This window comes from Flagellimonas rhodophyticola (assembly GCF_049332665.1).
Classification (GTDB): domain Bacteria; phylum Bacteroidota; class Bacteroidia; order Flavobacteriales; family Flavobacteriaceae; genus Flagellimonas.
Genome location: NZ_CP186326.1, coordinates 349,536 through 364,568 on the forward strand (window position 1 = coordinate 349,536; position 15,033 = coordinate 364,568).

At 35.6% G+C, this 15,033-nt stretch carries 15 protein-coding genes; 5 read left to right on the top strand and 10 right to left on the bottom strand.

The window, feature by feature from the left end; translation table 11 throughout:
* Positions 1–4: 4 nt before the first annotated feature.
* The 3 genes from ACOKFG_RS01580 to ACOKFG_RS01590 all read right to left on the bottom strand — a co-directional run bounded on the left by ACOKFG_RS01580 (position 5) and on the right by ACOKFG_RS01590 (position 1,541).
* Complete coding sequence (locus ACOKFG_RS01580) at positions 5–445, bottom strand: GNAT family N-acetyltransferase (protein ID WP_422861743.1); 441 nt, start codon at positions 443–445, stop codon at positions 5–7.
* Between the two features lie 115 nt (positions 446–560).
* Complete coding sequence (locus tag ACOKFG_RS01585; RefSeq protein ID WP_422862176.1) at positions 561–1,271, bottom strand: metallophosphoesterase family protein; 711 nt, start codon at positions 1,269–1,271, stop codon at positions 561–563.
* Positions 1,272–1,541, bottom strand: a complete 270-nt coding sequence (locus ACOKFG_RS01590) for a hypothetical protein (protein WP_422861744.1) — start codon at positions 1,539–1,541, stop codon at positions 1,272–1,274. It abuts the gene before it with no gap.
* A 144-nt stretch (positions 1,542–1,685) separates the two neighbouring features.
* Between ACOKFG_RS01590 and ACOKFG_RS01595 the strand changes: the two genes are divergently transcribed.
* On the top strand, positions 1,686–2,435 hold the full coding sequence (locus tag ACOKFG_RS01595; protein ID WP_298792255.1) for an NIPSNAP family protein: 750 nt from the start codon (positions 1,686–1,688) through the stop codon (positions 2,433–2,435).
* A 385-nt stretch (positions 2,436–2,820) separates the two neighbouring features.
* On the opposite strand, the gene ACOKFG_RS01600 is transcribed toward ACOKFG_RS01595, so the two are convergent.
* From ACOKFG_RS01600 to ACOKFG_RS01630, 7 genes are all read right to left on the bottom strand, one after another.
* A complete protein-coding gene (locus ACOKFG_RS01600; protein ID WP_422861745.1) occupies positions 2,821–3,894 on the bottom strand; it encodes a hypothetical protein in 1,074 nt (357 codons plus the stop codon).
* Between the two features lie 311 nt (positions 3,895–4,205).
* Entirely contained in the window at positions 4,206–5,711 is a 1,506-nt protein-coding gene (locus ACOKFG_RS01605) for a serine hydrolase domain-containing protein (RefSeq protein ID WP_298792257.1), read from the bottom strand.
* Positions 5,712–5,748: 37 nt separating this feature from the next.
* The gene (locus tag ACOKFG_RS01610) at positions 5,749–6,504 is read right to left on the bottom strand and encodes a hypothetical protein (RefSeq protein WP_298792258.1); all 756 of its coding nucleotides are present in this window, start codon (positions 6,502–6,504) and stop codon (positions 5,749–5,751) included.
* A gap of 5 nt (positions 6,505–6,509) precedes the next feature.
* Complete coding sequence (locus tag ACOKFG_RS01615) at positions 6,510–7,058, bottom strand: hypothetical protein (RefSeq protein ID WP_298792259.1); 549 nt, start codon at positions 7,056–7,058, stop codon at positions 6,510–6,512.
* A 33-nt stretch (positions 7,059–7,091) separates the two neighbouring features.
* On the bottom strand, positions 7,092–7,538 hold the full coding sequence (locus tag ACOKFG_RS01620) for a nuclear transport factor 2 family protein (protein ID WP_298792260.1): 447 nt from the start codon (positions 7,536–7,538) through the stop codon (positions 7,092–7,094).
* A gap of 262 nt (positions 7,539–7,800) precedes the next feature.
* On the bottom strand, positions 7,801–9,183 hold the full coding sequence (locus tag ACOKFG_RS01625) for an alpha/beta fold hydrolase (protein ID WP_298792261.1): 1,383 nt from the start codon (positions 9,181–9,183) through the stop codon (positions 7,801–7,803).
* A gap of 60 nt (positions 9,184–9,243) precedes the next feature.
* Entirely contained in the window at positions 9,244–10,098 is an 855-nt protein-coding gene (locus ACOKFG_RS01630; RefSeq protein ID WP_298792264.1) for a helix-turn-helix domain-containing protein, read from the bottom strand.
* 235 nt (positions 10,099–10,333) lie between these two features.
* Between ACOKFG_RS01630 and ACOKFG_RS01635 the strand changes: the two genes are divergently transcribed.
* The 4 genes from ACOKFG_RS01635 (at position 10,334) to ACOKFG_RS01650 (ending at position 14,896) form a co-directional block, all read left to right on the top strand.
* Positions 10,334–11,743, top strand: coding sequence for an amidohydrolase family protein (locus tag ACOKFG_RS01635; RefSeq protein ID WP_298792266.1), 1,410 nt, complete (start codon positions 10,334–10,336; stop codon positions 11,741–11,743).
* 87 nt (positions 11,744–11,830) lie between these two features.
* A complete protein-coding gene (locus ACOKFG_RS01640) occupies positions 11,831–12,889 on the top strand; it encodes a helix-turn-helix domain-containing protein (RefSeq protein ID WP_298792268.1) in 1,059 nt (352 codons plus the stop codon).
* Between the two features lie 741 nt (positions 12,890–13,630).
* A complete protein-coding gene (locus ACOKFG_RS01645) occupies positions 13,631–14,596 on the top strand; it encodes a fatty acid desaturase family protein (protein ID WP_422861746.1) in 966 nt (321 codons plus the stop codon).
* A 105-nt stretch (positions 14,597–14,701) separates the two neighbouring features.
* Complete coding sequence (locus ACOKFG_RS01650; RefSeq protein ID WP_298793534.1) at positions 14,702–14,896, top strand: cold shock domain-containing protein; 195 nt, start codon at positions 14,702–14,704, stop codon at positions 14,894–14,896.
* Positions 14,897–15,033 lie beyond the last annotated feature (137 nt).

Consider the following 15,033-nt stretch of genomic DNA (forward strand, 5'->3'; position numbering starts at 1 on the left):
CGTGTTACATTTCTCCTTGATTTAGTTTTATACGGTACATACCGCTCTCCGATTTTACAAACCCCAATTTGGTATATAAGCGGATGGCGCTTTGCCTATGGTTGCCTGTAAAGAGCAATACCTCGGTTAACCCTTTTTGTTCAGCTATGCTGAGCAGTTCCTCCATAAGTTTACGGCCGAGGCCCTTACCTCGGGCGTTGACATCCACTACCACATCTTCTACCAAACCTTTACTGCCTGAAAGTACGCTGTAAGTAACCATGGAGGCCATCCCTATAATTTGGCTGCCCTCAAGGCAATATACTAAGCTCAACTGGTCTCGTTTTGCCATGATCTTGGCCAAAGGGTTGAGTTGTAGGTCAGGATTTAACTGCTTGAACAGGTTTATCATTTGGTTTTCCATATTAGCGGTCACGTCTTCTGGGGTTAGGAGTTTGATGGTCATTTTTTGACTTTTCTATTCTAAAAATACCACTAATAGATAATAACACCTGGAAGTTTTGAAAAGATTGAGATGTAGATTCTGGCAAATACCTGAAAGGGGCAATGTTATTGCCTGTTTATTCATCCGGTGTCTTTCCCATTTCGTTCAAAATCCCTTCCATTTTTAAATGGGTAATTATAGGTTCCTGGGCCATTCGCACCAGGGTAATATGGTCAAAAGAAAGGGAGTCTGTTGGATTTTGTCCACCTCCCGTTGTGCCCAAAATGGTATAGTTTTGACCATGCCGTTCGCGATATGAAAAGGAATGAAAATGTCCGTTGATCACGGTATAGGAGCGATCGGCCAAGACGGTCTCCAATGGTCCCAAGCCTTTATTGTCTTCACGCATCCATAGCGGTTTATGCATCAACACAAAAGTCCATCTTACGTCTGGATATTTTTGTAAGACCTCGGTAAAGTAGTCCAGTTGAGCTGTGTTCATTCCACCCACTCGGCGCTCCTGCATATGAAAGTATTCGGTTTCCTCGAATTCACCTTCCACTGCTCCGTCAAGCACTTTAATGGCCCCGGCCCGGGCCTTATAGATTTGCAGCATGCGTTCTTCCTCATAATCTTCGGAATCCAACATCAAGAACAGCACATTTTCATACACAAAATGATAGTAACGAGGCCCCAATCGGTTTTTCCAAAACTTGCGCATAACAGGGTTGGTAAGATCGTGATTGCCACCCAAATAAAAGAAAGGCATGTTCAACTTGGCGGTGCGTGCGTCAAAAGAGTCCCATTCTTTGGTGAGTTGTTGGGTGTCTTCGGTTCCACCATCGATTCAATCGCCAACGCTGAGCACAAAAGTCGGATCCAAACGGTTCAATTGGGCCACAGCTGTGCTATAAACACCTTCACGTTCCCCGCCATTAAGATCAGAAATAATCCCAAAGGTGAAATCTTCTTCCTCTAATTCAAATTCATCACTGGTCCAGGGAGTAGGACCTTCGGTAATATCGTGTTCAAATTTAGGTTGGGTAACAGGTTCGGGATTGGTTTTGCAGCCAACCAAGCAAAGCAGTGCAAGGCCAAAGGTCAGAGAAGTTTTCATGTTTGTTTTGGTTTTGGATTGACGTATATAAACCTAGCCAATAAAGCAAGGATATGCAACAAAGAATGAATTGTTTGACCAGAATGGTATTTCGACATCTCGCTATTAATCATTACTTTATTGGACTCAATCAATTTTTTTAGTATGAAAATCCGAATATTCTCTGCCCTCGTCATCGTATTTCTTTGCCTCCAAACCACCTATGCCCAAGAAGAGGTGTATGAGTTCCGAACTTATGAACTCGAATTTTTTAGATCAGCGGATGTGCTGCATAACTATTTTAAGGATGCTTTGATTCCTGCTTTGAACAGGCAAGGCATTGAAAATGTTGGTGCATTTGAAGAAGTCGGTGATGCTTTGCCTAAAAAGATATATTTGCTGATTGCCTATGCCAATATTCAAGCATTTCAAGACAGCCAGGATGCATTGGCCCAAGATACGCAGTACCTAAAGAATGCGCATGATTATTTAGTGGCAGGAGATGATGTTATTCCATATAAGCGCATATCCACAAGTCTTATCCGGTCGTCCACAGGATTTCCAAAAATGGTGAAGCCCAATGATGAGGCAAACCTTTTTGAGCTAAGAATCTATGAAAGTGCCAACGAGGACGCCTTGCGAAGAAAGGTAAAGATGTTTAATGACGCGGAGTTTCCCATTTTTGCGGATGCAGGACTTCCCATGCTATTTTTTGGAGTCAATATTGCAGGGGAGCAGATGCCCTGTCTTACCTATATGCTTGCACTAAAAGATATGGAAGCGCATGCCGAAGGTTGGTCCAAGTTTATTGTGCATCCTGAATGGCTTCGGATCATAAAGGTGGAGGAATATGCCAAATCCATGAACGATATTACCCGTGTTTTTCTTAAACCATTACCTTATTCGAAGCTTTAGGATATGAAGTGTGCTCATGGTTGGTAAAAAGTAGCCCCGGCAAGAATAGGATTTCTGCCTTAGCATCCTAATTTAAAAAGGTTTTCAATGTTGACGATTTGTGAACTTTTTTGGTGATTTTCCCTTAATTCTTGTTGGGATAGTTTCATTTCATCTTCGCTAATTTGACCCAACACAAAGCTCAAGGTGTTTCGTTGTGTCCTTTGGTTCTGTGATTGGATGATCTCCGCATTTTTTTCTTGGTTCCACCCATTGGGGTAATGTGAGCTTGAAATTGTAAAATCTGATATTGCGGCAGGAAGTTACTACAAGTAAAATGTCAGATTTGCATTATCTAAACTTGGATTTAAGCAAAAATTTTATCCATAAACGTAAGGGCGTTGTTCTAATCTATAAACATTAACTCATTCCTTTTAAATGAAATGAATGTTTTTTGTTTAGAGAGTATCGGATAACCAATAAGTCCATCCAAGCTAACATTATAGCTTTTATTCAGGTGCGAGATGTCACCAAATAACGTGGGTGAGTCCTTAAAATCTTTATCCCCAATTTTTATTGTTTTTATCTGTCCTTTTTTGACCGTTTTAGGGTTATCGCCAGCTCCTACTAGCTCTTCGATTATAATGTTAGCAACTTCTTCCTCCAAAGTATTGAACAAGCCTTTGTTTATAAGATTGGATTCAGCACCAGAATCTATGCCTAGCTTTAATTCTTTTCTACCAATCACTGCCGTTATGGTTGGAATGTGTCTTTCCATTTTAAAAGAAACAATTTTTAATTGGCTGTTCGCTAGTTCAACCTTCAAGTACTCTTCAAAATGCTCTGGATCAACAAGTGTTAACATCTGGTTGCCATAATCAAAAAGTATATCATAATTTTTTATCAACTCGTACCCTATAAGTCCATAAATTTCATACTCTAATTCCTCTTCTAAATGACTTAAGTTTAAAGTAATAACCTTTTGATTATTTAATTGAATGCCCACGAAATCGAGTTGTTCCACTTCCTCAATATCCATTCCGTTTATATTTCCGCTTACGCCTGTTGAAGAAGATATGGACCTAGGAGAGGTGCCCTTTATTGACAAGTATTTTGAATTGACAATTACTCTTGGAGCCCCGCTATCCAATAAAAACTTCCTTTTCTTTCCATTTAATAGTACATCGACGGCAATAAGTTTACCTGCCATCTCAAATGGGATTTCGATAACCTTATGAGCACTTCTCTCTATTTTACTTTCTTGCTCTAATCTTTTGACTTCCATTTTAAAAAGATGGAGGTCTTTTAATAAGTTGTTTGCATTAAAAATGAAGATAGCTTCCTTTACTCCCATTTTTTGATACGCTATGCTGTATTTTAGTTTAAGTTCATCCTCAGACCTGATTTGGTCTATTTCTTCATGGGATATTACCGTTTCTCCCATTTGGGAAAGAAGTTTGTTTAATACCAACTTTGCCACACTGCCCTGTTGACCAGCTATTGTAAAGTCGTTCGCGAGCAATGGGATTAACTTATCCGCAGAATTATTATTAATTGATTGAATTGTTTGTTCGATAACTTTTCTGCATTCCGTAATGTCTTGGGCAAAAGTTAATTGAGATAGAATGAACAATACTAGAAAAAAAAGGACCTCATCTCGATATTCGGATTTTTACGTTTTATTTGAACTTGAACATCCCATTATTGTTAATAACAAGCAAATAGAACATAATTCTATTATTTTTTTCATGACATATTTATTTCACCGTTGGGTGTTATGATGAAGGGTTTTTACTCAAACCCTTCTTTAAGAAAAACATCACCTTGATTTACAGCAGCCATAGTCCCTTTAGAATTGGATATAAAAAGAATGTTCTCTCCTCTTAAATTTTTAAATTCAACTCGTATTGATTCATCGTTCGATGATGGGCTAGCAATAGCTTCACTAATGCCCAATTTGGCTTTAATGTTTCCTTTGCCATCTGTTGTTATAATTAAATCCCCAAGATGCTTGTTTCTATAAATTCCTATATAATTGTCAAAATCGTGCATTAAAGTCCAACTGCGCTTGGCCATCCTTTCTTGACCTTTTCTATAACCTGCTTGTAATTCGGCAGCTCTTTCTACAACCTCATTTACTTTATCGGAATATTCTGAAGCAGAATTGATATTGCCCAACATTAAATCATAAATAAAAGACGTAACTAAATCTGAAACGTTATCTCCCAGATGGTTCTCATTGGTTAAAGTAACAACTCCCATCTTTTCTTTAGGCAAGAATGACATATAAGAACGAAAACCATCATAACTACCACCATGATAATTCACAACTTTATCATCAAACAAACCTGTATGCCAGCCTAACCCATAGCCCTCTGACTTGAAAAGATATTTTCTTCCATTGGTTTTAACATTTGGTTTAATAGATGTTTGAATGATTTCTTTTTTAAAAAGAATCTTATTATCTAATGCACCTTCATGTAAATACAACAGCAAGTACTTTTCCATGTCTTGAATAGAAGAAATCATACCACCAGCAGCCTGAAAAGTATCATCATTTTTTTGCGTTGAAACTTCTCTTGGCAGTTCTTCATCATTAATTGATGCATAGGGAATCGCTAAATTCCAGTGTTTCTTTCTAGCTTCTGAAATATTTGCACTTGTATGTTTCATTTTAAGTGGCTTAAATATTTCTTTCTTTAATAAATCCTTCCATGACAAACCAAACTCATCTTTAAGGATTAAATCAAATACATTATATCCAAAGTTATCGTAACGATATTTTTTGTTGCTTCGAGCTTCAGTTTTTACTTCTAAAAGTTTATACATATGCTCGTAATCATATTCTCCAATACTTGCAAACTTCGCAGTCAAGTAAGCGTTTTCAATACCACTGGTGTGGGAAAGTAAATCTCTGATGGTAACGCCCTCAAAAAGAGACCTATCTTTAAAGTCTTTTATAGGTTTATAGTCTACAATTGGCTCGTCTAAATCTATAATACCATCAGCATCTAATTTGGCAGCCAGCAGCCCTACAAATGACTTTGTCATTGAGGCAATGTAATATGACGTTTCTGGAGTTGCTTTGGTTTTTGCTTCAACATTAGAATACCCATAAGATTTCATAAAAAAAGGCTTTCCATCTTTCTGCACCGAAATTGATAGACTTGGTATTTCTTTGATTTTTTGAAGTGTGCTTGTAATAAAGTCATCTATAATCTCCTTTTGATTGTTGTCTTGACTGTAACTATTACTAAACAGTAGTACTGTTAGCAAGCAGGTAATTACTTTTTTCATTTTAAAATTGTTTGTGTTTTTTAATCTATGATTTGCCTTAATAATCCAAATACCATTTATAATTTGTATTTGCATCATAGATTTGGGCATCAAAATGATTTTTAAGTTTGATGTCGAAATAAAACTCTTCCAATCGTTTTTTGCCTTCTACGTAAAAAGTAACTTTTTGCTCCACAAACCCTTGCCCAAGTGGCTTAAAGTTGTCATAAACCACATCCACGGTTTTATCATCATCAGTCGTGTAAATTCTTCGCATACAATAAAAGTTATTGGCATGTAACCAAATTTGGTTCTTTTCATTGCCAATCACATAGACGGCTTGTTCCTTGAATTTGTCTTTGCGAAATGCATTGGTATCATAGCCATACTTTTGCAGTTTATCCAAAGACTCTTCCAATGAAATAAAGTACAGTCCTCCTTTAAAGACTAGATGGGCGGCTGGTTTTGCAATTTTGCTAAAAAGAGTATCCTGTCTAAAATTATATGTAGAATCGTTTCTGTAAATGGTATAAATATTTTCTTTAATATCTCTATCAATTCTAAAATGATAGGGGTAACTAACCGATTCGTACCAAACCGTCGAATCGGTTTGCTGTCCATTTTCATCAAATCGTAAAGTGTGTTGCTTAAAGGTGAAGTTTTTATACCATGAATTATCATTTTTAATCTTCATTGCCCTGAAAAGGTCTTTGGTATTATTAAGCTCAACTTCTTTGTTCTTACAAGATGAAAGTGTATATCCAAAAAGAACTAATAGTAGTAGATTGGCTAAAAAAGGTTTATAGATTTCCATGATTCTTAATTCTTAGGTAAGTATTTTTCCGGTATAGGATTCTCTTCAGATTCTTGGGTAAAATAAATGTTCATGACAACCCATCTTTTACCGGTATACATCAATTGCATGCTATTAATACCTCGCATAAAGGGTTCCGTATCATCTTTACTATTAAAACATTCGTAGGTGGAAAAAACATGAGCTATTTGTCCAAACCGTTCAGTCACTCTGTGCAACTCATTTTCAAAAAATCCGTTTTCCAGCATCCATTTTAATGATTTATCAACATAATCGTCCATAGTTACATATCGTGCACCATAATTGCCATTCTTTCGTTTTCCAGAGGCAATAAATTTTGCTTCTGGATGAAATAAATAGCGAAGCAGCTCATCATTTCTTTGTTGCCCTTTAGGTCCTGAAATGACTTCATACAAAGTTTTAACGGTGCTGTCCAAAGTGGCTACCTTGCTTTTATATTTTTTATCCGCAACCTCATAATCTTCTTTATTGTTTTGCGCTATGGTTATAAAACTCACAGATATTAAAAGGAGGAATGGAATTGATTTCTTCATGTTTGTTTCTTTTGGTAGTTATATGCTCACACATTAGTGTTTCTTATCTTCTCTTTTTTTGAATTCCCAAAACACGTTTATAATTTTCCAGTTCCCATCTTGTTTTACAAGATGAATATTTTCGGTCCATTTAAGTCTCGGGTATCCGGTTTTTAGACTAGCACTAGCCATATCTCCATAGACGATAATGTTTTCGACAATATTTTGTTGATGTTCTATGTCAAATTTTGGCTTCGTTAACATAAGTTCTTTTAATTTCTCTGGCGGAAAATCCTCACTTAACGTACCGTCAGGATTTAGGCCTCTTTTCGCTAGTCTCGGATGCAACGATGCATTCATCGCATCAAAATTGTTTTCAAAAAAATTTTCTATGTAGTTTAAAATTGATTTTTCGATGGCGGTGTTCTCATCCATTGTCAATTGAGCATGAGAATCTATAACAGAAATTAATGCGATGATTATGATAAATACTTTTTTCATTGTTGAGGGTTTAATTTTTCGAATTAATTTTATTAACATTATTGCTGTCGGGTTACAAATACTGATAAACTTTTCTTTTTTCCTGAAAAGATTTGATAGTTTCCAAATTGGAACCTGTGCCCAATTTTAAGGGAGCAGTTTTTAATGAGGCTTAATCAATCAAAAAATAATCAATACATCAAAACTTAACTCCCTTGGGATTGAGCCTTCCCATACAAAATCAAAAAACAAATACAAATACTTTTTTTAAAACTCATCTTCATTAATTGATGAGTTTTTTCATCCACTTTATACTATGTTCAGCTACTCTCGGACTGTATTTTGTTTTTAGAGCCTGATTATATGTACCATTAGTAAGCGCCTTAATATTTTCAGCCATACTGGAGAACTCTAAAAAAACATGATCTGTCTTAGGGATGATCTTGAACGTAGCATTTCCTTTGTTCGCATTTACATTTGATGCTATTAATTTGGCGTATTTGGAATTGATTGCCTGGACATCGTACTCGCCATGCATTACAAATACATTTGTTGAAACGTTGGACCATTCTTTTGGTATATCAACATCCCCTAAGGTTTGCCAAAATGTATAATGTCGAGCGAGATAATATCCCTTTTTTAATCCTTCTACGATGCGTTGATTATTCAAATAATCGCTGTACAAAGGATTATTGATCATCTCTGTATTGGACTTTTTATTCATCATCAAATCGGTGAGAAAAGGAAAACTCTGTTTGGAGTTTTCCGTCACTTGTTCTCTTGTTGACCCAAACAGTATTTGTTGCTCTGTAACAACATCTTTCATGTAATCGTACCATTTTTTGCCCACGGTGCCGAAAACCAATACTCCTTTCGGACTTATTTGCTGCGCCAAAATCGGTGCAATTATTCCACCCATAGAATGTCCGAACAGAAAGACATTGTCAGAATCTATTTTACTGTTCTTCCAGAGATTACTATAGGCAACTGAAAATGCTTTAAGCTCTTGCGGAAAATCAATTTCAGCACACCCAAGTTTACAATCGCTATCTCCTAAACCTGGTTTTTCAACTAAATAAACTGCAAATCCATTTTTTATCCAATCGTTGATTAATTTTTTCATTGGCATAAATGGCTGATACTCTATAGACTGGCAGGTATACCCTTGAAGATAAAACACAACGGGCGGATTTTCTATGCCTTTTGGCCTATATAGTATGGAACGTAGCATATTATCTTTATAACTTACCTCATCATAATCTATATGGACATCAGGGTGTGTCTCCTTAGGTCTCATTAAAGCTTTGCCTTTATAAAATTTGGCTTGTTTATTTTCCAATACCGAGACTTCTACGCCATCACCTGCTCTTAACGGTTTGCTTAAAACTCTGTTTATATCTTCACGGGAGTTGATCTTTATGCCGTTTAGTTCTTGAACTATTGCTCCCGCAGTAATTCCAATTTCATTAAAAGTGCCATCGGGCCTAACTGCAGAAACATACAGGCCTTCTTTGGCTATTTTTTTCTTTTGAGTCTCTGTTAATGGTTTGAACGCAGCACCCAAAAAAGCTCTTCGTTTTAAGTTTTGACACAAAGCTGGATTGCTAGCAAAGAACAAGAGCCCCATTAAAAGGGTTGTCAACCTGGGAACAATAATGTTTTGCACGCTGATGTAGTTTGCGAACAAAAAAAAACTATATGGATATTTTTTTTGGGGTAAAAGTTGCTAATCCAAATAGGGTATAGCTTGTTTTTTTAGCGCTTTTCGCAGGTTTTTTTCATCAGAGAAACCTACTAAGTCGCATGTTTCCCTGAAAGAATAGTCCTTATTTAGCAATTCCTGGGCCTTCTCCAGTCTCAATTTTAAAATGTATTGGTATGGAGATTTATCGTAGTAGGCCTTGAAGGATCTAAGGAAGTGGTATTTGGATAAAAAAACATTTTTTGCTAATTCGTCTATGTTTATCCTTTTGGTGTAATTATCATCAATAAAATCCTTTGCATTGGCAATTCTTCTGTATAATTCAACTTTAGTGGATTTTTTAATAGACGTTAAATTTTTCAATTTTCGTTGTAACTCCAATTGGTCGATGGCTAAGCATTCTATTAGTACTGTATAAAACGAATCAAAATCAATGTCCTTTTTTCGGTTATGATCTTTTATTATATATGGGATGTTTCTGCTTAAAAAATTGCCCAATCTATTTTCCTTAAAAGAAAAAGTGTTTTCTAAAATATTAAAATCTTTTTCAATAAATGGGTTGGTCAATAAATCTTCACAGGATGCATTCCCGAATCTAAATATATCATGTACTAAATGATGTTTAGGAAAAATACAAATACCATCAACTCCATTTTTATCGTCAATTGTTAGGTCAAGGTTTGAGGCTCTATCAACAATGAGGTATTTGTCGATTCCCAGTTTGTACCTATTCCCATTTACTTTATAGTCTTCAATTCCAGAAAGGACTATTTTAACAGATAGGTCATCCGTTTTCTTGGAAAAGCTGGAATGCGTAGAACTGGAACAAATGAACTTTCCATGCTCATTTTTTTCCGAGATATTCTTGAGTCTTATCATTCAAATTATTGAATAGATTGTCTTGAAGTAAGACTATGTTTTTGTTTCAATGTTACATTCTTGAACAAATTCTATATCATTTAGTGCAAGGTAAATTTTCTAAATTATTATAAAATGTCGGGCTTACACTCCTAAGATGTTAATTCGAACGTTTTTTGATTTTATTCGAACCCATTCTTTTGTGAATTGGAATAGCCATTATTTATCATTGTTGAAATTTTAAAATTACACAACATTGAAAATAAAAGGAATAAAGAAGAGATACTGGTCTCTAGTAATTCTTTCTCTGATTTTAATAAGTGCTTTGGTGTCACTTTACGATGGTAAAATTGCACCAAATATTGGCAAGGACTATACCTCACTTGTTCTAAGAAATGTAAATGTCGTTTCAATGAAAGCCAATGAAAAGCAATTACAAGCAAAACAGTTAGTATATATCTTGAATGGAACAATAAAAAATATTGAACCTGATTATGGGCAAACAGTAGAAGCTGATATAGAAATAAGGGGAGAAGGTAAATATTTGATTCCGGGGCTAATTGATGCACATACCCACTTCTTCGATGTAAAAGATTTACCACAATCCATAAGCTATGGAGTAACCAGCGTGAGGGTAATGTCCGGTTTTCCAATGCATCTCCGCTGGAGAGAAAAAATCAACACGGGTGCTATAGTTGGGCCGAGGATGGTAATAAGTACTCCGGCGTTCAACTACGGAAATGACATAGGCCCTTTTCATATAAATGTAGATGAAATTGATATTCATTCCAGAATAAAATCGTACAAAGAAAAGGGGTACGATTTGGTCAAGGTGTATAGCGGATTACAGGAAGGTCATCTCAAAGAAATCCATCTAGCGGCGGAAAAAATCGATATTGATGTAGCAGGTCATATGCCTAACGATTTTGAGGCAGTAGATGCCTTTTTAGGGGGAAAACTGACTTCAATTGAACATATCGAGCCAATTTCGGAAGTCCTTTTTAACAACAAACCTGATTCAGCAAATATTGCCAAATTTTGTAATGAAGTATTGAAAAATAAAATTGCGGTAGTACCAACGATGACGGTAGTTCAAAATAATGTAAGGGTAATAGAGGAGGGAAATCACTTTATTGAAACACATGACAGATTGGTGAACCCATTGGTTAAAAAAATGTTTGTAAACAATAGAGTGAAACGGTTAAAAAATGCCTCAAAAGGATTGCAAAAAGCATTTACAGAGGAAAATGAATTAAACAAGGTAATCTTAAAAGGATTGCATGCAAACAAAGTGACCATTGTTGCAGGAACCGATACTGGTCCCGTTTACACCGTTAATGGACTTTCACTGCTAGAGGAACTGGAGACTTATGTGGAAAATGGATTTAGTAATTATGAAGCTTTGGAAACGGCAACTGCAAATGCTGCAAAATTATTGGGTAAAAAAAAACTAGGACAAATTTCAGAAGGCTATCAAGCAGATTTGGTTCTTTTGAATGAAAACCCTTTGAAAGACATCAAAGCTATTCATGATAGGGAAGGAGTAATTACCAGAAATAAGTATTTCAATGCAGATGAACTCCATAACTTACTTGAAATAGCGCAAGATAAAACGGGTTATTATAGAACTGTTGTTCGTTTGTTGGAAAGTTTGCTATTCTTATGAAGTGATATAATATTTTAATAGTTTGAATGCCTCTATGGTGAATTATTCCTGGATTAATATTTTCGCCACTTAAATTCTGAATGGGTCATGGTTTTTAATGTAGATCAACTTTCTTTATTGTTCATAGCTTTTCAGAGCTTTATGTTCTCCATTATTTTATTTTCAAGTCATAAATCCAAAAGACTTTCCAGCATTCTTTTGGCTAGCTTTCTTCTGGTACTGAGCCTTCAAATGACTTTTTTATTGATATATCGAATGAGGATTGGTTTTGAAGGGCTTCAATCATTTTTATGCGTTTTTGGCTTTTTTTATGGCCCTCTACTTTATGCATATACACAAAGTTTGATATTCAAGGATTTTATCTTAAAGCCTAAAGCATTTCTTCATCTCATTCCTGGAGGGATAATGCAATTCTCCGCCTTGGTGGGGTTTGGACTCTGCAGCAAAGGTGGGTCATTGATGTATATAAGTCTTACTTTTTACACCGTAATGGCAATAAAATCCATAACAAGATACAGGCGGATTGTAAAACAAACCCAATCTCTGGTATCAAGGATTAATTTATCCTGGTTGCAATGGATTCTTGTTGTTTTCACAGTTACTTTCTTGATCGATATATACCAACATTTTTATAGTGCCCTAGAAATAATCAAAGGACTTTCACTTGTGAATTTGTGTCTTTTGGTTTTGATCAATGGCATGTTTTTCCGTGGAATACAACAACCCATTATTTTTCAGGGCATATCCAAGCAAGATGAAATGATCATTGAATCGGATGAAACCAGCAGAGAGGACAATGAAGAAAAAGTGGAAATCATAAAATCTCATATGAACAAGGCCAGACCCTTTCAAAATTCAAGACTGACCCTTCGTGATTTGGCTGAGCAACTTCAAATTCCACCAAAACAGTTATCCCAAATAATAAACAAACAACTTGACCAGAATTTTGTTGACTTCATAAATTCATATCGATTAAACATGGCAACGGAAAGATTGCTAAAACCAAGGGATGACAAAGAGACAATTTTAGAGGTTATGTACGAAGTGGGTTTTAACTCCAAATCATCATTTAATACACTGTTCAAAGCCAAAACGGGTAAAACCCCAACCGAGTTTAAAAAAATGGGGGTCAGATTTGATCTATAAAAAGCTTAAAATGATTAAAAATGAGAACACTGTTTTCTAATATTATTGATTTCGTTTAAACCCTAAAAAGGAGCCTCGGTAAGAATCTAACCTTTTCCCTAGACTTCCAGTTTTAAAAGGCTTTTCAGCGTCATCAAACATGATTTTTTATTTGGTTTTATTCTGAAGCCAATCTAAAGGATTTGGGGGACCTTCTAAAGTGGATGAAATTTGTACTTGAACTGTTCCATAAAAGGTGAATTAACGAAACTACTAAAAGAGACCACATGTTCATCCAATTATATTTTTCAGTTTATTATCTATATTTTATACCATAAAACGTTGAATATCAGTATTTAACATATAATTGGGCAATATTGACCAAATTACAGTTAACTTTGACAAGTTAAAATTCGGAAAGCTCCGATTAATCTTGTCTTCCCAGATTCAATATTCTTTTCCAGCTCTCTCTATTTTTCAGCAATAGTGCAAAAAATATTTTAAAGCCAAACATAGGTTGGCGGCACTGATTTGAACATTCACTTGTATTTGGAATGAATGTATTCTGATTGTCGCTACACTTTTTCAGGCTTGTCCATAATCCCTAAACTACGTTTGTGGATTAGGACCTAAAACGAAATCAATAATATCAAAAATCCAAGATTTTCAGAAAGAACAAACTCTGCTTTTTCAAAAACATTGAGAAACAGGGTCAACCAGTATTTTAAAGCAAACAATAAGAGTAAACATGCGAACAAGAGCATGATTGGCAAGACCATTCTAATGCTAGCAGTATTCTTTGTGCCCCTTATTCTGATAAATATTGGCGTTGTTTCGGCCCCATGGCTGCTTTTTGTCTTATATATAACCAGTGGAATTGGTATGGCCGGAATTGGCATGGGTATTATGCACGATGCCAATCATGGTTCGTACTCCAAAAATCAAAAAGTAAACAAATATCTAGGTTACACCATGAACCTAATAGGTGCGAACGCAACGGTATGGAAAATTCAACATAACGTATTGCACCATACCTATACCAATATAGATGGGGCGGATGATGATATAAATACACCTTTTTTCCTTCGTTTTTCCCCACACGCAAAAAAAAATGGCCTCCATAGGTTTCAACACCTATATATATGGTTTTTTTATGGACTTTCCACAGTTTCTTGGGTAACCGCCAAAGACTTCATAAGATTGGGCCGCTATAGAAAAATGGGGTTCTTAAATAAAAAGAATGAGTTCAGAAATGAGCTTGTCAAAATTATAGGTTGGAAGTTACTATATTATTCCTATGCTTTGATTATACCACTATTAATGGTCCCGATTGCCCCATGGATAATCATTCTTGCCTTTTTTAGTATGCACTTTGTTACAGGGTCACTTATCAGTATTGTATTTCAGGTAGCACATATTATGCCTAGTACAGAATTTCCACTACCTGATGAAGATGGATTAATCGAAGGCGATTGGTTTGCACATCAATTGGCCACTACTACCAATTTTGCGCCTAACAGCAGGTTATTTTCCTGGTTGATAGGGGGGTTGAACTATCAGATAGAGCATCACCTGCTGCCTAATATCTGTCACATCCATTATAAAAAAATATCAGGCATCGTTGCTGATACTGCTATGGAATATGGAATACCCTATAACACAAAGAGAACATTTGCCGGTGCCATTGTGGACCACATTGGAATTTTGCGCAAATTGGGAAAAACGTAGCAGGTTAGAACACCGTAGAGGCCCAATTTAAATATCAAAAGATTAAATAAAATGAATATTATAAAACAAACATTTAATAGAATAGTAAACAATAAATATAAAGTAATGAAAGAAGGAACAGTAAAATTTTTCAATAGTGCCAAAGGGTTTGGTTTTATTAAACCTGCAGATTCAGATGAGGATGTCTTTGTACACCAAAGCGGTCTTATTGATGAGATTCGTGAGAACGATAACGTAAAATTCACTATGGAAAGAGGTCAAAAGGGAATGAACGCGGTAAATGTGGAATTGGTCAAATAGACCCAGTATTTCCAGAATTTTTAAAATGCCATCCTTAGGATGGCATTTTACGTCTTGTTTGTTACTTTCTTAATCAGTAAGCGAAACTAACCATTGATTACTGACAATCTAGATTTGAAAATAAACGTGATATCTGG